Source organism: Beijerinckia sp. L45 (assembly GCF_009765775.1).
GTDB lineage: Bacteria > Pseudomonadota > Alphaproteobacteria > Rhizobiales > Beijerinckiaceae > RH-AL1.
Genome location: NZ_LMUU01000132.1, coordinates 68,389 through 84,678 on the forward strand (window position 1 = coordinate 68,389; position 16,290 = coordinate 84,678).

At 65.4% G+C, this 16,290-nt stretch carries 12 protein-coding genes and 1 tRNA gene; 3 read left to right on the forward strand and 10 right to left on the reverse strand.

Annotation, left to right across the window (positions count from 1 at the left end; all coding sequences use genetic code 11):
* Positions 1–123: 123 nt before the first annotated feature.
* The 7 genes from selB to GSQ79_RS14025 form a co-directional block, all read right to left on the reverse strand.
* Positions 124–2,085: a selenocysteine-specific translation elongation factor gene (gene selB / locus GSQ79_RS13995; protein ID WP_158809315.1), complete on the reverse strand. Its 1,962-nt coding sequence runs from the start codon at positions 2,083–2,085 to the stop codon at positions 124–126.
* Positions 2,082–2,891 carry a tetratricopeptide repeat protein gene (locus GSQ79_RS14000; RefSeq protein ID WP_246725325.1) on the reverse strand — a complete coding sequence of 270 codons (810 nt, stop codon included), beginning with the start codon at positions 2,889–2,891 and terminating at the stop codon, positions 2,082–2,084. Before GSQ79_RS14000 ends, selB begins: the two co-directional genes overlap by 4 nt.
* Positions 2,888–3,793 carry a formate dehydrogenase accessory protein FdhE gene (gene fdhE, locus GSQ79_RS14005; protein WP_158809316.1) on the reverse strand — a complete coding sequence of 302 codons (906 nt, stop codon included), beginning with the start codon at positions 3,791–3,793 and terminating at the stop codon, positions 2,888–2,890. Before fdhE ends, GSQ79_RS14000 begins: the two co-directional genes overlap by 4 nt.
* A gap of 101 nt (positions 3,794–3,894) precedes the next feature.
* Positions 3,895–4,626: a formate dehydrogenase subunit gamma gene (locus GSQ79_RS14010; RefSeq protein ID WP_158809317.1), complete on the reverse strand. Its 732-nt coding sequence runs from the start codon at positions 4,624–4,626 to the stop codon at positions 3,895–3,897.
* A complete protein-coding gene (fdxH, locus tag GSQ79_RS14015) occupies positions 4,623–5,528 on the reverse strand; it encodes a formate dehydrogenase subunit beta (RefSeq protein WP_158809318.1) in 906 nt (301 codons plus the stop codon). The genes GSQ79_RS14010 and fdxH overlap by 4 nt, the downstream gene beginning before the upstream one ends.
* Positions 5,529–5,540: 12 nt before the next feature.
* Positions 5,541–8,642 carry a formate dehydrogenase-N subunit alpha gene (gene fdnG, locus GSQ79_RS14020; RefSeq protein WP_158809319.1) on the reverse strand — a complete coding sequence of 1,034 codons (3,102 nt, stop codon included), beginning with the start codon at positions 8,640–8,642 and terminating at the stop codon, positions 5,541–5,543.
* A 144-nt stretch (positions 8,643–8,786) separates the two neighbouring features.
* Complete coding sequence (locus tag GSQ79_RS14025) at positions 8,787–9,131, reverse strand: hypothetical protein (RefSeq protein ID WP_158809320.1); 345 nt, start codon at positions 9,129–9,131, stop codon at positions 8,787–8,789.
* Positions 9,132–9,493: 362 nt separating this feature from the next.
* Here GSQ79_RS14025 and selD point away from each other — a divergent pair, with 362 nt between their 5' ends.
* Positions 9,494–10,540, forward strand: a complete 1,047-nt coding sequence (selD, locus tag GSQ79_RS14030) for a selenide, water dikinase SelD (RefSeq protein ID WP_158809321.1) — start codon at positions 9,494–9,496, stop codon at positions 10,538–10,540.
* Here selD and selA read toward each other — a convergent pair.
* Positions 10,527–11,966: an L-seryl-tRNA(Sec) selenium transferase gene (gene selA, locus GSQ79_RS14035; RefSeq protein WP_158809322.1), complete on the reverse strand. Its 1,440-nt coding sequence runs from the start codon at positions 11,964–11,966 to the stop codon at positions 10,527–10,529. The genes selD and selA overlap by 14 nt on opposite strands.
* A gap of 21 nt (positions 11,967–11,987) precedes the next feature.
* Positions 11,988–12,084: transfer RNA gene (locus tag GSQ79_RS14040), tRNA-Sec, on the reverse strand.
* A gap of 81 nt (positions 12,085–12,165) precedes the next feature.
* Here GSQ79_RS14040 and GSQ79_RS14045 point away from each other — a divergent pair.
* Positions 12,166–12,546 (forward strand): hypothetical protein, encoded by a 381-nt coding sequence (locus GSQ79_RS14045; protein WP_158809323.1) that lies wholly within the window; start codon positions 12,166–12,168, stop codon positions 12,544–12,546.
* Positions 12,547–12,687: 141 nt separating this feature from the next.
* Positions 12,688–14,079 carry a DUF2252 domain-containing protein gene (locus GSQ79_RS14050; RefSeq protein ID WP_158809324.1) on the forward strand — a complete coding sequence of 464 codons (1,392 nt, stop codon included), beginning with the start codon at positions 12,688–12,690 and terminating at the stop codon, positions 14,077–14,079.
* Positions 14,080–14,306: 227 nt separating this feature from the next.
* Here GSQ79_RS14050 and GSQ79_RS14055 read toward each other — a convergent pair whose 3' ends face one another.
* Entirely contained in the window at positions 14,307–16,115 is a 1,809-nt protein-coding gene (locus tag GSQ79_RS14055) for an ABC-F family ATP-binding cassette domain-containing protein (protein WP_158809325.1), read from the reverse strand.
* Positions 16,116–16,290 lie beyond the last annotated feature (175 nt).

Below are 16,290 nucleotides of genomic sequence, written 5' to 3' on the forward strand. Positions count from 1 at the left end.
CGGGAGAGGCTAGAGCGCCGGCCGCTGAAGTGGACTCACTCAAGCGATAAACCGTCGCTCACTTTTCAAAGACTTAGAGCATCGGGTCGCACGCAAAAATCTGCAACTTTTGCGTCCGATGCTCTAGGGACGCGCCGGTGCGTCAGCCGGAACGATAACGCCCTCCGGCGTGCCGAAGACAAGCGCGGGATCCTTCACCGTCCGCCGGACGTCGCCGCGGCGCAGCGTGAGACCTTCGCGATCGAAGAATTCGAGGATCTGGATCGCGACCTTGCGGCCGTTGTCGAGCTGATCGCGAAAGTCCGAGGCCGAAAACTCCGGCTTTTCCGGTGTCGACAGACGCGCGGCGATGCGCGCCATCTCCGCGACGACGGCGCGCGGGAAAAAATGGTCATGCGCCACCTCCGTCAGCTCGCCGACGCGGACCAGCGACTTGCAGGTACGCCGGATCTTTTGCTCGGCCACTTCAAGGGCTAAGCCGAGGTCGCGGACGCGCGGCGGTTTGAAGCGGTCACGCTCGATCAGCGGCTTGATGCGCGCCCACAACAACGCGTCGTCGGCACCAAGGCGCGCGCTATGGGCGGGAAGCCGCAGCCAGTGGCTCTTCAGCGCCAGGACGCCGTCGCGGGCGAGCTTCGTCGCGATGGCGGCGAACAGCGGCCTCGGCAGGCCACTGCGCAGCGCGAGCCGGACATGATCGATCGCCATGCCCGGCAGTTCCGGCTTTTGCTCGTGAAACGCGGCGAGGACGCCTTCGATGGCCCGGGTCAGCTGACGCCAGCGGTCGGCCGCAGTGACGAAGTGCGTCGGCCCGGCCGCAAGACTCATCAATGACAGCCTCTCGGTTAGGCGCTCCGCGTCGTCCGATGGGAGCGACCAGTCCTCGGCAAAGGCCGACAGGTCTTCGAAACCGGGATCGATGGCGATCAGATGGATCAGAGCGGTCGCGGGATCGCCGCCGGCCAAGGCCTCCAGGCGCGCCATACGCTGCGGGCTGCGGCGCTTGCGGGCCGGCGCGCGAGGGTCGAGGACAAGGCCACCGCCGATGGTCCGCGAGGCGCTGGTGTCACGCAGCACGACGCGGTCGCCGTGCCGCACCGGCAAAGGCTCTGGGAGGACGATCTGCACGAGGCCCAGGTCGCCGGGACGAAGCGGCTCGTCCGCCAGCAGGACGACACGCCCGAGCATGCTGCTCGCGCCGCAATGGACGTGGACCGGCGTCCACTGCGCCAGGGCGCGGGATTCCGTGGCCAGCAGCGTGAACGCCATGTCGAAGCGCGGGGTCTGACCGGTCCGTGCAGGGTCGACCAGCCAGCAGCCACGCGCCAGCGCCTGCCGGGTGACGTCGGCGCCGGCCAGGTTGAGCGCACAGCGTTCGCCCGCATGCCCGGTGCTCGCCGCCTGATTGGAAACGTGAAGCGAGCGGACGCGCGCCTTGATCCCGGACGGCAGAATCGTGACGACATCGTCGACGGCAACGCGCCCGGAGACGACGGTGCCGGTGACGACCGTGCCGGCCCCCGCGAGGGTGAAGGCGCGGTCGACCGTGAAGCGGAATGGCGCTGCGGTGGTGCGTTCGGTTTGGCTCGCGGCCTCGTCCAGGAGGCGCGCGCGAAGCTCGTCGATCCCTTCGCCGGTCAGCGACGAGACCGGCAGGATATCGCTCGCCTGGAGTCCCGTGCCGGCGCAGGCGGCGCGGATGTCGGCGATGAGCGCGGCACGACGCGGCGCATCGGCGAGATCGGCCTTGCTCAGGACGATCAGCCCTTGCGTCAGGCCGAGCAGATCGAGGATCTGAAGGTGCTCACGGGTTTGCGGCATGACGCCATCGTCCGCGGCGACGACCAGAAGCGCGAAATCGATCCCGGCCGCGCCGGCCAGCATCGTGTGGACGAGGCGCTCATGGCCCGGCACATCGACGAAGCCGATCATGCCACCCTGGCCGTCCGGAATGTAGGCGAAGCCGAGATCGATGGTGATCCCGCGCGCTTTTTCCTCCTTCAGCCGATCGGTGTCGACGCCGGTCAGCGCCTGGATCAGCTGGGTCTTGCCGTGATCGACATGACCGGCCGTACCGACGATCATGAGGTCGGATGCTCCAGCGCATCGGCGCGCCCGAGCGCCGCGGCTTGTTCGTCGCCCGAGAGGCGCGCCCGCACGCCGGTAAAAAATGGCGCCGCCAGCAGGCTGCCGCGGCGCTTGGCGAGGATCAGCAAGGCCAGAGCTTCCGTCTGGTCGGCCTCGACGCCTTGGCCCATGTGATAGGCGGCCCCCAGCATCGCCGTGCCGTCGCCGTCGCCGCCCTCGGCGGCGCGGCGCCACCAGTGCACCGCCTGGGCGGAGTCGCGCAACGTGCCCAAGGCGTTGTGGTGGATCATGCCGAACCGGGTCGCCGCACCGGCGAATCCGGCCTCGGCCGCCTTTTGCGTCCAACGGAACGCTTCCGGCGGATCCTGGGCCAGCATGTCGCCATCGAGCAGCATCCAGCTCAACATGTCCTGCGCGGCGGCATCATCCTGTTCGGCGGCCGCACGATACCATCGGGCGGCAATCGCATAGTCGCGGGCGACGCCCCAGCCTTCGTAATACAAAGTCCCGAGGTTGCGCTGCCCGACCGCGTCGCCAGCCTCCGCGGCGAGCGTAAGCCAGCGCAAGGCCAAGGCGTGGTCGACGGGCACGCCGTGCCCGTAGGCGAAACACGCCCCGACGTTACTTTGCGCCCGTGCCACCCCGGCATGCGCCAGGGGGCCCCAGATCGCCAGCGCGTCTGCGTAATTCTCGGCTTCGGCATGAACGATGGCGGACCGCATGTCCGCTTCGACCGTCGGCACCACCGTCTTCGACTTGGCGGCCCGATCGAACAGGCGCGAGGCCCACGCGACGGCTTTCATCCGACCAGGAAGGGGTTGATCGTGGTCCGCTTCCAGCCTTCTTCGCGCAGCAGCACATCGAGCCCGTAGGATGCGACGTCGTCCGCAAAAGGATCGATCGACGGCGTCTTATGCTGCATCAGGTGTTTGGCGTAGCCGCCGCAGCCTTCGCAAACCTCCGCCGCCATATCATCGGGCTGGCCTTCGATCATGCGATAGGAGATTCCCTGGGTCGTGGTGCAGGCGGTGCATTTGACCCGGACGTAGTTCCAGTAAATGTTGCACAGCGAGCAGCAGAGATAGCGCGAATTCGGTGCCTGCGGCCAGCCGACGATCATGCTGGCGACGGGCGCGCTGCCGCAGGCCGGGCAGATGCCTTCTTCCACCGTCTTCACGACGGCCGGGTCGAGCTGCGCAGCGGCGCGGGCAAACCAGACCTGCAAAGCCGCGGAGACAACCGCAGCCTCCGCAAGCTGCTCGAGGGGAAACGCGCCTTCGGCCACCGAGGCGAGGAGCGCGCCGCGCTCTTCGCTGTCCATTGCCGCAAGACGATCGAGGGCCGCCTTCGGGCCCGGATCCAAAGGCGTCTCGGACAGGTCGGCGATCAGCAGAGCGAGCATGGCGGGTATGTCGGTCACCGCCGCGATCTGGGTCGAGAGCGGCGGCATAGTGTGCTCGTAGGCGCGATCGACATCGGCCTGAACCAGCACGGGAGCAGCCGAAGTCCCGACGAGTTTCTGCTGCGCGTCGGCAAGAATCGCTAGAAAATTGAGATAAGGCTCGAGCTGATGCGCGAGCGTCAGCGCGCGGAAACGCGCAGCCCGCCTGCCGAACAGGACGTCCGGCCTCGGCAACACGACAAACGGCGGTTCGCCGGTGTTGAGGCCAATAAACTCCGGCGCCGGAACTACAGGACTGACCATGATGCTGCTAACCCGAAACGGATCGGGACCGGCCCGAACCAAGTCGGGCCGATCTCGATCGAGAAGATAGTCGCGACGCCACCGTTGTGACAGGGCGACCGTTATTTTGCGGGTGGTTCTGCCTTCGTCGCGGGCGCTGGATGATGCGCGGCATAGATCTCGGCCTCGCTCGCGATGCCATGCGCCGCCGCTTCCTTGCGCAACCACTTGCGGTGATGGCGATAGGCCCAGCCGCCGGTCACGTTGCCACGCATCATCGCCCGGCCCGTGCCCTTGATCCAGATGCCGGCATAGACGTGCACGAAGATGATCAGGATCGCGCAAAGCGCCGCCAGCGAATGGATGAGCAAAGCAACGCGCTTCGGCTCGATCGACGTGTAGGTCCCAAAATACTGGTCCCAGATCACCAATCCGCTCAGAAACATGCAGGTAATCAGGATCGACTGACCCCAGAACACGATCTTCTGGCCGGCATTGTACTTGCCGAGTTCCGGCAGCCGGTCGTGACGATTGCTGACCACGTCGCCGATGCGCTTCGACCACTCGATGTCGTCGCGGTTCGGCAGATTGAGCGACCAGAAGCGGAAGAACAGCATCAGGAAGCTCAGGAAGAGGACGACGCCGAACCACGGATGGATCGCGCGCGTCGACGGCCCGCCGCCGAACAGACCGGTCAGGAAGAACAGGCTCGGGTGAAACAGCGAGAGACCGCTCAGCGTCAGCATGGTGAAGAGCGCGGCGGTCACCCAATGGTTGATCCGCTGCACCGTCGTGTAGCGGGAGACATAGGTAAGACCACCGTCGCTCGTCGTGTGAGGTACGTCCCGAGTCACGACCGATCGCTCTCTTCTTTCATCCGCTCCGCTGCCATCTCGTCATGGTCGTCGACTTCGTCGGGACCCTTGGCAACGTAATGGAAGAAGCTTCCCACGGCGGCGGCGGCCATCAGGCCGAGACCGGCAACCTTCAAGCCCCCCTTCCAGATCGCGACCAGCGTGCTGATCTTCGGATCCTTCGGCAGGTTGGCGTAAAGCTGCGGGCTGTCCGCGTGATGCAGAACATACATCACATGCGTGCCGCCGACACCCGGCGGATCGTAGAGGCCGGCATTGGTGAAGCCGCGCGTTTTCAGGTCGATGATCCGCTCGTCGGCATGGGCGATCATGTCGGCCTTGGTGCCGAACACGATGGCCTGCGTCGGGCAGCTTTTGGCGCAGGCCGGCGCCTGGCCGACCGAGACGCGGTCGACGCAAAGCGTGCATTTGTAGGCCTTGCGGTCGACCGAGGAGATCCGCGGAATGTTGAACGGGCAGCCCTTCACGCAGTAAGTGCAGCCGATGCAGTTTTCCGAGATGAAGTCGACGATGCCGTTCTGATACTGCACGATCGCGCCGGGCGACGGGCAGGCCTTGAGGCAGCCGGGATCGCTGCAGTGCATGCAGCCATCCTTGCGGATCAACCATTCGAGATTGCCGTCCGGGTTTTCGTATTCCGTGAACCGCATCAGGGTCCAGGTATTGGGATCGAGATCCTGGGGGTTGGTATAGACCCCGATGTTGTCCCCGATCGGACTGCGCAGATCGTTCCACTCCATGCAGGCGGCCTGGCAAGCCTTGCAGCCGATGCATTTGGAGACGTCGATCAGCTTCGCCACCTCGATGGCGCCACGCACATCCGGCGACGAATCCGTTGAGGCGGAGCGGCGGCGAATGTCGAGGGATTGATAATCGGCCATTGGTTATCTCCCTCAGACGGTTGCGGCATCGGACGGAGCATCAGTGATCCGTTCGAGATTGACCAGGAACGCCTTGAACTCCGGCGTGTCGGTGTTGGCGTCGCCGACGGCAGGGCCGAGCGTGTTGGCGGCGAAGCCCTTGTGCGCCACGCCCATGAAGCCCCAGTGGATCGGGATTCCGACGACGTGGACAGGGCTGCCATCGCAGATCAGCGGCTTGATGCGTTTGGTTACCACGGCCTTGGCCTTGATCTGACCCCGGCTGCTCCAGACACGGACCCAATCGCCCCCGACCACGCCCTTTTCCTGAGCCAGTTGCTCGGAGATCTCGACGAACTGCTGCGGCTGCAAAGCCGAATTGATCTTCGCGTGCTTGGTCCAGAAGTGGAAGTGTTCAGTCAAACGATAGGTCGTGGCAGCGTAGGGGAAGTCCTTGGCCTTGCCGAGTTTGGCCAGATCGTCCTTGAAGATACGCCCCGCCGGGTTGCCCTGAATTTTTGGCGAATTCAGATTGATCCGCGGCGACTCGAACGGCTCGTAATGGACCGGTAGCGGACCATCGCGCATCAGGGCCTTGGTGAAGATGCGGCCGACGCCTTCCTCGGTGAGGATGAAGGGGCCGACGGATTTCTGCGGCGGCACGTTCGGACCATAGTCCGGCACGTCGAAGCCGACCCAGGCCTTGCCGTTCCACTCGATGAGCTTCTTCTTCTCCGACCAGGCCTTGCCCTTCACATCCGCGGAAGCGCGGTTGTACAGGATCCGGCGGTTGACCGGCCAGGCCCACGCCCATTTCGGCGCGATGCCGGCTTCGCCCGGATCGCTCGTCGAGCGCCGCGCCATCATGTTGCCGGCCTCGGTGTAGCTGCCGCTGTAGATCCAGCAGCCGCTCGCCGTCGTGCCGTCGTCGCGAAGCTGCGCGAACGTGTCGAGCTGCTTGCCGGCCGTCAGAAGCATCTTCGTCGGATCGGTGGGGTCGGGCACGTTGTCGACGACGTAGCCGTTTACTTCCTTGGCGATCTCGTCCGGCGTCGGGCTATGCGCGACTTGGTAGGGCCACGTCAGGTTGAGGAGCGCGTCCGGGAACGCGCCGCCTTCCTTCTCGTACAAAGCTTTCAGCCGGAGATAAATCGCCGACATGATGTCGATGTCGCTCTTAGCCTCGTAGGGCGGATCCTGCGCCGGCGTGTGCCACTGCAGCCACCGCGTCGAGTTCGTCAGCGAGCCTTCGTCCTCGGCGAAGCAGGTCGTCGGCAGTTCGAAGACCTCCGTCTGGATGGCCTTCGGATCGCTGTCGTTGAACTCGCCGTGGTTTTCCCAGAACCGTGCCGTCTCCGTCTGCAACGGATCCATCACGACCAGGAACTTCAGTTTCGACAGACCGGCGTGCGTCTTGTTCTTGTCAGGCGCCGACATCAGAGGATTGAAGCCCTGGCAGATGTAGCCCGTCATCTTGTCCTGATTCATCAGCTCGATGGCGCGGATCAGGTCGTATTGGATGACGTCGAGCTTCGGCAGGTAGTCGTAGGCATAGTTGTTCTCGGCGGTCGCCGCCTTGCCGAAGAAAGCCATCTGCAAGCTGACGAAGAACTTGCCGTAGTTCTGCCAATAGCTGGTCTGCCCAGGCCGCTGCGGCTTGAACAGTTTCTTCGAGATGTAGGTCTTGTAGTCGATGTCCTTCTCGGTCGGCAGACTGAGGTAGCCCGGCATCGTGTTGCTCAACAGACCGAGATCGGTGAGCCCCTGGATGTTCGAGTGACCGCGCAGCGCGTTCATGCCACCGCCGCGCGTGCCGATGTTGCCCAGCAAAAGCTGAATGATCGCCATCGTGCGGATGTTCTGGGCACCGCTGGAGTGATGCGTCCAGCCGAGCGCGTACATCGACGTCATCGAGCGGTCCGGCGTCGACGTCGACGCCATGTACTCGCAAACCTTCAGGAACTTGTCCTTCGGCGAGCCGGTGATGCGTTCGACGAATTCCGGCGTGTACTGGGCGACATGCGCCTTCAGAACCTGGAAGACGCACCGCGGATCCTGCATGGTCGGATCGACCATGGCAAAGCCGTCCGGGCCGAACTGGTAGTCCCAGCTCGACTTGTCGTAGTCGCGCTTCTCTTCGTCGTAACCGGAGAACAGCCCCTCGCTGTACGTGTAGTCGTCCTTGAGCAGGAAGGTCGCGTTGGTGAACGCCTTGACGTACTCGTGCTGGAGCTTGTCGTTCTGCAGAAGGTAGTTGATCACGCCGCTGAGAAACGCGATGTCGGTCCCCTGGCGGATCGGGCAGTAATAATCGGCAAGCGCCGCCGACCGCGTGAATCGCGGGTCAACGACCACGAGCTTGGCGTTGTTGTGCGCCTTGGCTTCCGTCACCCATTTGAAGCCGCACGGATGCGCTTCAGCAGCATTGCCACCCATGATGACGATCACGTCCGCGGACTTGATGTCCATCCAGGTGTTTGTCATCGCACCGCGACCGAATGTTGGGGCCAGACTGGCCACCGTCGGTCCGTGTCAGACGCGTGCTTGATTATCCAGCACCAACATGCCCGCGGCGCGCGCGACCTTGTAGGTGAGATAGCCGGTCTCGTTGGTGCTCGCCGAGGCGGCGAGCATGCCGGTGGTCGTCCAACGGTTGACGGTCAGACCGTCCTTGTTCTTGGCGACGAAGTTCTTGTCGCGGTCGTCCTTCATCAGGCGCGCGATGCGGTCGAGCGCGTAGTCCCAGGTCGTCCGCTCGAACGTGTCCGAACCCGGTTTGCGCACCATCGGATATTTGGTGCGCGTCTCGGAATGGACGAAATCGAGAAGGCCGGCACCTTTCGGGCAGAGCGTGCCGCGATTGACCGGGTGATCGGGGTCGCCTTCGATGTGCACGACGGCGCGGATGGCGTTCTTCGAATTGTCGCCGAGGCTGTAGACGAGAATGCCGCAAGCGACCGAGCAATAGGTGCAGGTGTTTCGCGTTTCGGTCGCCCGCGAAAGCTTGAAAGGCCGAACCGAGGCGGCTGCCGCCTGCTCGATCGCGCCGAACCCGAACGCGCCCATCGTGGAGGCCGCCGCCAGACTTACGCCAGCGCCTCCGAGGAATCCGCGTCGGGAGACAAGCATGTTCATGTAACTGCTCTCCCCAGAAAGTGATTGGCCACTGAAACCAGCGGCGCAATCATAAAGGAAAGACGGCAAAGTGGTTGTTTTTTCAACGTCTTTGAGAGCAATCCAGGGTGGCACCGCCGTTGCATCGGCGCGCGCGGCGCAGACCTATTTGGGCGCTTGGCCCGGGGTCGCGGTTCTGGTCGAATCGCTGGGCGTTCCGGGATCCTCGCCCGAAGTCATTGGTTTGCTTCCGGCCGACGTCACGCCGGTCGCGGTCTGGCTCGTTGCGCTCTCGCCGGGGGCTTTTGCGGAGCCGTTTGCGGCGGCGTCCCGGGAGACCGGCGCCTGAACCCAGCCGTCGGGTCCGGAGCGGCCCTTGTCGTCGGTCGGGTCGGCGCCGTGGATCGGGTTGGTCTGGGCCAGGATGATCGGCGCCTTCGTGGCCGGAACGCTGGGCACCGCGCCGAGGGCCGACATCAGCAGGGCGGCGTGAGACAAAGGCAGCAGCATGGATCTTCTCTCAGCAAGAGGTCTCGGTGCCGGTCAATCGATGACGCGGACTGTTTCGTTCCATCGAGCCGCAATTTTTGAGCCGCACTTTTTCGCGCAACCGACAGCAGAGGCGTCCAGTCCATTGGCGCGCCGACCGCGTAGCAATCCCCACCGAGACTGGGCACGCAGGACAAGCCGCGCGCGAGCGCGGGTCGTTCGAACGTCAACTATCAATCGGCTCGAACGGCCGGCTTGCGTCGCTTGCCGATCATGTTTCCCCGGTCCGAAAAAAGGACTAGGGAAGCGAAGGATCCACCCCAGTAAGCGCAGGCCGTAGTTTACGGAGCGTGGCGCGCTGGCGATCGATAAGGAAACGGCCGATGACCGTGCATCAACCGCGTCTCACGTCGCTGGCCCATGGCGGAGGCTGCGGCTGCAAGCTCGCGCCATCCGTCCTGCAGGACATCCTGCGCAAGATGCCGATCCCGGTGCCCTGCGCCGATCTTCTCGTTGGCACCGAAACGAGTGACGACGCGGCGGTGTATCGGCTCAACGCGACGCAGGCGATCGTCGCGACCACGGACTTCTTTACGCCGATCGTCGACGATTCCTTCGATTTCGGCCGCATCGCCGCAACCAACGCGCTCTCCGACATCTACGCGATGGGCGCGACGCCGCTGTTCGCGCTGGCGCTGGTCGGCATGCCGATCGCGAGCATTCCGATCACGACGGCGCAGGACATTCTCGCGGGCGGCGCGTCGGTCTGCGCAACGGCGGGCATCCCGATCGTCGGCGGCCATTCGATCGACTCGCCGGAGCCGATCTACGGCCTCGTCGCCATCGGGCTCGTTCATCCCGACAAGATCCTGAAGAACAGCAACGCGCGCGCCGGGGACGTGCTGATCCTGACCAAGGGTCTGGGCGTCGGGATCTTTTCCGCGGCAATGAAGAAGGACGAACTCGACGCCGCCGGCTATGCCGCGATGCTCGCCTCGACCACCAAGCTCAACGGCGTCGGTCCCGAGCTGGCCGGCATCGCCGGCGTCCACGCCATGACGGACGTCACCGGGTTCGCTCTGCTCGGCCATTTGATGGAAATGTGCCGAGGCGCGGGCCTGGCCGCGACCGTCTCCGCTGAAGCGGTCCCGATCCTGCCCGGCGCGGCAGCCTTGGCCGAGGCCGGCTACACGACCGGGGCTGCGACGCGGAACTGGGCGAGCTATGGCGCAGCGGTCAATCTTCCGGCCGCGATGCCGACGTGGCGCAGCGGCCTGCTGTGCGATCCGCAGACCAGCGGCGGCCTGCTGATCGCGGTCGCTCCCGACGCGGCCGAGACGGTGCTCGCCAGCGTCCGCGCCGCGGGGTTCGAGCAGGCTGCGGTGATCGGCACGATGGCGGCCGGCGCGCCGGGGATCACGGTGCGCTAAAGGTCGTCTTTGTGAGCAAAGCCATTTGGTGGAGAAACGCCGCTTCGTCCTCCAGCGTCCTGAGATCCAGCAGCAAGGCTGCGTCGCTGACCCGCCCGATGACCGGCATCGGCAGCGCGCGCAGCCGGTCCGCGAAAGCGTTCAGCCAGCGTCCCGCGCCGCGACCGGGACCCGCGGGTGTCAGCGCCAACGCCGCGCTCGGCAGGGTCTCGACCGGCAGGGCGCCGCTGCCGATCTGGCTCGCGCAGGCGACCACGGCCACGGTCGCCTGGCCCGATAGCGCTAGCGCGACGGCCGGCGCAAGCCGCTCCGCCTGGGCGCGGACGTCCGCCTCGGGCCGGGTAATCATCCGCAACGTCGGCAGCGTCTGCGCCAGACGCGCGGGATCGAGGTAGAGCCGCAGGATCGTTTCCATCGCGGCGATCGTCATCTTGTCGACGCGCAGCGCCCGCTTCAGCGCGTTCTTGCGGATCTTGGCGATCAGGTCCTTGCGGCCGGCGATGATCCCGCACTGCACGCCGCCGAGCAGCTTGTCGCCGCTGAAGGTGACGACGTCGGCATGGCGCAGCGCCTCGCCGACCGTCGGTTCCTTGGCGAGGCCATAGGTCGAGAGATCAACGAGATTGCCGCTGCCGAGATCGTCGAGAAACGGCACGCCGCGGTCCCGGCACAGCGCGCCGAGGTCGCTCGCCGCGACTTCCGCGGTAAAGCCGCGGATCTCGTAATTGCTCTGGTGGATCTTCATGACGGCCGCGGTGCGCGCACCGATATTCTCCGCGTAGTCGCGAAGGTGCGTGCGGTTGGTGGTGCCGACCTCTTTGAGCTTGCAGCCGGCCCGCGCCATCACGTCCGGGATCCGAAAAGCGCCGCCGATCTCGACGAGTTCGCCGCGCGAGACCAGCACTTCTTTCTTGGCGGCGAGCGCCGTCAGCACCAGCAATACGGCGGCGGCGTTGTTGTTGACGATGGTCGCGGCTTCCGCCCCCGTCAGGCCGCAGATGAGGGCTTCGATATGGCTGTCGCGGTCGCCGCGCTTGCCGGTCGCGAGATCGAACTCGAGGTTGCTGGCCTGGGTCAGCACGTGGGCGACGGCCTGCGCGGCTTCGGGAGTCAGCAGGGCACGACCGAGGTTGGTGTGCAACACCGTGCCCGTCAGGTTGAAAACCGCCTTGAGCGATGGCTTGAACAGGACCGCCAGGGCGCCCTCCGTCCGTGCAGCCAGGATCACGTCGGATGGCGGCTCTGCTTGCGTCTCCTGCAACTGCTGGCGGGCGGCTGCAAGCACAGTGCGCAAGGCATCGAGCGTCGCGGCGCGACCGAAGCGCTCGATCAAGGCAATTACATCGGGATGCGCGAGAAGACGATCGACGGAGGGCAGCCGGCCCGTCGCGCCAGGCTGAGCGGCCGGCTTCGAAGACGCAGCCATCATGAGGCCTCATGCAGGAGATGGCGAAAGAGAGTGGGAGTCGAACCCACCAAGGACCGCCTCGCGGCCCCTCCCGGATTTGAAGTCCGGACGCCCCACCGGGGAACGCATCTCTTCCGTTCGTGTCGGACCTTCCTGCCTGAGGCCTCCTGCAAAGTAAACGCCTCGACGTCGCGCGCTCGGCGAGCACGGCTCGCGCATGCTTCTGGATCGATCGCTGGCCACGTCGGCCCTTCGTGCGATAGACTTCTCGGGCGCGATAGGCTTCTACGGCGCAATAAAGTTCTTCGGCGCGATAGACTCGGAGGCCCGAACCGGATGGCTGCTAAACCATTACGCCTCGATGAAGAAACCTGATGACCTCCTTCGGCAGCTTTTCGCCATAGCGGACATGCGGACCCCGGAGGCTTCGGACGCCACCGTCGGTCAGACCTTCGACCAGCCGTCCATGCCGCCATCGACGCCGGTATCGCTCATGATCACGAACAGACAACGCGCCCAGCTTCGGGACCTCGGGTTTTCCGATGACGCTATCGCCGAGATGAGGCCGGCCGAGGCCCATAGGCATCTGGGCCTGTGACCGCCTGATCCGCGAACACTTTGACGGTGACGGGCAAACGTCGCGCGCTCGTCATGCGGCCGGTGGATCGAACCACTGGATGGCTTGCGCATCCGGCCCGCCTAAGCTTTGTAAACCGCAAGAATTCTGAAGGGATCGACGATGACTCAGGCCTCCAACGCCGCGCCGACGCTCGCCACCCGCGCCGAACGCTACGCCACCGGCAAGGCGTTGCGCACGGGCGTGAGCCGCGAGAGTCACGCCGACTTTACGCCAGATCCGCATCGCGACGCGCTGTGGATTCTCACCGCCAGCGATCCCGGACGGGTGCAAGCTCTGGTGCCGGAGCGCTACAAGCGGATGGTCGTGTCCCCCTTCACATTCTATCGCGGCGCGGCGGCGGTCATGGCGCATGATCTGAGCTCGCAGCCCTATATCGGCGCGACGGTCCAGGCCTGCGGCGACTGCCACCTGATGAATTTCGGGGCGTTCCAGACGCCCGAGGGCCGCGTCCTCTTCGACATCAACGACTTCGACGAAACCCATCCCAACGTCGACTTCACGCTCGACATCAAGCGCCTCGCGGCAAGCGTCGCCGTGGCCGCCCAGGCCGCGGGCCTGCCTGACAAGAGGGCACAGGCCCTGGCGCAGGCAACCGTCAAGGCCTACCGGACCTTCATGCTGGCGCTTGCGGAAAAGTCGCCGCTCGAGGTCTGGCGGGTCGACATGAACCTTGTCGACGAACTCGCGCGGCTCGACGACGCCAACCTGGAAACCAAGGTTCTCGGCAAGCTCGTCAAGGCCGAGAAGAGCGGCACGCCCGCCGATGATTTTCCCGGCTTCACGACCAGCGGAACGGGCGAGATGACGATCGTGGACAAACCACCGACGATCTTCCACGTCGGCCAGGACGGCGAAGCCGTGCATCAGGTGCTCAACCAGGCCTCGCTGAACAGCTATAGCGCCACGCTGCCGCCGGACCGCCGTCTGCTGCTCGACCGCTACGCGCTCCGTGACGTCGCCTTCAAGGTCGTCGGCGTCGGCAGCGTCGGGACCTACTGTGCCGTCGGCCTGCTGGCCACTGCCGACCAGGAGCCGCTGATCCTGCAGCTGAAGCAGTCCTGGACCTCGGTCGTGGCGCCTTTCGCGACCTGGGCGTCGTCCTTCGCCAACCAGGGCCAGCGCGTCGTCGAAGGCCAGCGCGCGCTGCAGGCGGCCAGCGATCCGTTTCTCGGCTGGACCCAGGACGAGAACGGACGGCAGTTCTATATCCGGCAGCTCAAGAACCGGCGGCTCGGCTCGCTCGGCGAATTGATGGAAGGCAAGGCCCTCGCGGCTTACGCGACCCTCTGTGGACGGACGCTGGCCCGCGCCCATGCGCGCACGGGCGATCCCGCGCGGATCGCCGGCTACATGGGCAAGAACAGCGTGTTCGATGTGGCGCTGGCGCAGTTCGCCATGGCCTACGCCAGCCAGACCGTGCTCGACCATGCGAAGCTGGAGGCCTCGTCGCTGGTGCCGCATCCAGATCCAGAGGCGACAAAGGCAGCGTAAGCCAGCCAACTCGCGATCGTGCCGCCGTTTTCTCTGAAGTTTGCCCGGCTCGGGCGCCGGAATTGACGTCGCAGAGTTTGCGAGCCGTCTTTGCGAGCGCAGCGAAGCAACCTGGGGGCATTGGGGCGCCATAGCACGACGCAGCGGCCCTGGTTTGCTTCGCCTTCGGCTCGCAAAGACGCGTCAATGCGGACGGGTCTATCTCAAAGTCCGATGCCGTGTCGACGTCAGCCCTCGGCACCCTCGCGCTGCATTTCCAGCGCCAACCACGTCTCCTCGGCTTCGGCCATTTCGGCTTCGGCCTTGGCGAGCGCGGCGGAGCGCTTGGCGAACTCCGCAGGATCGCGGGTGTAAAGCGCCGGGTCGTCGAGGCCTTTCTGCAGCTTCGCCTTCAGCGTATCGAGCGCGGCGATCTTGGCCGGCAGGGTTTCGAGCGCGTGCTTGTCCTTAAACGACAGCTTCTGCTTCGACGTCGCCCCGGCCTTGCCGACCCCGACCGTCTTCTTCTCGCGCACGGCCTCGACGGCGGCGCGGCCCTTCAAGACATCGCCGCGCTGGTTGATCATGTCGGTGTAGCCGCCGGCATAGTCCTGCCAGACGCCGTCGCCCTCCGCGACCACCACGCCGCTCGCCACGCGATCCAGAAAGTCGCGGTCATGGCTGACGATGATCAGCGTGCCGGGATAGTCGGTGAGCATTTCCTGGAGCAGGTCGAGGGTTTCCAGGTCGAGATCGTTGGTCGGTTCGTCGAGCACCAGAAGATTGGAGGGCTGGGCGAGCGCCCGCGCGAGCATCAGCCGGCCGCGCTCGCCGCCGGAGAGCCGGCCGATCGGCGTCCGCGCCTGTTCGGCGCCGAACAAGAAGTCCTTCATGTAGCCGATGACGTGCTTGCGCTCGCCGTTGACCTCGACGAAGTCGCTGCCGCCGCCGGTCAGCGCGTCCTTCAGCGTCGTCGTCGGGAGAAGACTCGCGCGGCGCTGATCGAGCGTCGCCATCTGCAGGTTGGCGCCGAGCTTGATGGTTCCGCTATCGGGCTCGATCGTTCCGGTCAGGACGGAGATCAGCGTCGTCTTGCCGGCCCCGTTGGCGCCGATGACGCCGAGGCGGTCGCCGCGCAACACGCGCGTCGTAAAGTCGTCGATGATGACGCGGTCGCCGTAGGCCTTGTGGACGTTCTTCGCCTCGACCACGAGCTTGCCGGAGACGGCGCCTTCGCTCGCCACCAGCTTGACGTCGCCGACGGATTTACGGTGGTCGCGGCGGTCGGTCCGCAGACCCTGAAGCCGGGCAAGCCGGCCGACGTTGCGCTTGCGCCGGGCGGTGACGCCGTAGCGCAGCCAATGCTCTTCGTCGACGATCTGCCGGTCGAGCTTGTGCTGCTGGCGCTCTTCTTCCTCAAGCTGAAGGTCGCGCCAGGCTTCGAACTCGCCAAACCCCTTGCCGAGCTTGCGCGTAATGCCACGGTCGATCCACACGGTCTGCCGCGACAGGTTGGTGAGGAAGCGCCGGTCATGGCTGATGATCACCAGCGCCGAGCGCAGGCTCTTCAATTCGGATTCCAGCCACTCGATGGCGGGCAGATCGAGATGGTTGGTCGGCTCGTCGAGCAGCAAGATATCGGGCTGCGGCGCGAGAACGCGCGCCAGCGCCGCGCGGCGCGCCTCGCCACCGGACAGGGTGGACGGGTCTTCTTCACCGGTGAGGCCGAGTTCGTTGAGCAGACTGATGGCGCGATAGGGATCGTCGAGCGGGCTCAGGCCCTCCTCGGCATATTCGAGCGTCGTCTTGTAGCCGGAGAGGTCGGGCTCCTGCGGCAGGTAGCGCAGGCTGACTTGCGGCTTGAGGAACCGTGTGCCGCCGTCCTGCTCGACTTCGCCGGCGGCGATCTTCAGCAGCGTCGACTTTCCGGAGCCGTTGCGGCCGACAAGGCAGAGCCGCTCGCCTTGCGAGACGGAAAGATCCGCGCCGTTCAGCAGCTTGGTGCTGCCGCCGAGGGTGAGGGTGATGTTCTGGAGCGTAAGAAGAGGAGGAGCCATGTCGCCGATCTGAGTGCCGCACCGATGCGGCGCAAGAGGCGCGCAGGCGGGGAAAGTCAGACTTCTAGGCTATGATGCGTCGCAACAATAGTCCTGCAGGCGAGAATGCTGGGCCGTGCCCCCTCCACCGCCTTCGGCGATCCCCTCTCCCGCTGCGCGGGTGAGGATCTGGCCG

What these genes read in the sequence shown, in the direction of transcription:
- selB (WP_158809315.1), bottom strand. Translation starts at nt 2,085, where the DNA reads ATGATCGTCGGTACGGCCGGTCATGTCGATCACGGCAAGACCCAGCTG.
- GSQ79_RS14000 (WP_246725325.1), bottom strand. Translation starts at nt 2,891, where the DNA reads ATGAAAGCCGTCGCGTGGGCCTCGCGCCTGTTCGATCGGGCCGCCAAG.
- fdhE (WP_158809316.1), bottom strand. Translation starts at nt 3,793, where the DNA reads ATGGTCAGTCCTGTAGTTCCGGCGCCGGAGTTTATTGGCCTCAACACC.
- fdxH (WP_158809318.1), bottom strand. Translation starts at nt 5,528, where the DNA reads ATGGCCGATTATCAATCCCTCGACATTCGCCGCCGCTCCGCCTCAACG.
- GSQ79_RS14025 (WP_158809320.1), bottom strand. Translation starts at nt 9,131, where the DNA reads ATGCTGCTGCCTTTGTCTCACGCCGCCCTGCTGATGTCGGCCCTCGGC.
- selD (WP_158809321.1), top strand. Translation starts at nt 9,494, where the DNA reads ATGACCGTGCATCAACCGCGTCTCACGTCGCTGGCCCATGGCGGAGGC.
- selA (WP_158809322.1), bottom strand. Translation starts at nt 11,966, where the DNA reads ATGGCTGCGTCTTCGAAGCCGGCCGCTCAGCCTGGCGCGACGGGCCGG.
- GSQ79_RS14045 (WP_158809323.1), top strand. Translation starts at nt 12,166, where the DNA reads ATGCTTCTGGATCGATCGCTGGCCACGTCGGCCCTTCGTGCGATAGAC.
- GSQ79_RS14050 (WP_158809324.1), top strand. Translation starts at nt 12,688, where the DNA reads ATGACTCAGGCCTCCAACGCCGCGCCGACGCTCGCCACCCGCGCCGAA.
- GSQ79_RS14055 (WP_158809325.1), bottom strand. Translation starts at nt 16,115, where the DNA reads ATGGCTCCTCCTCTTCTTACGCTCCAGAACATCACCCTCACCCTCGGC.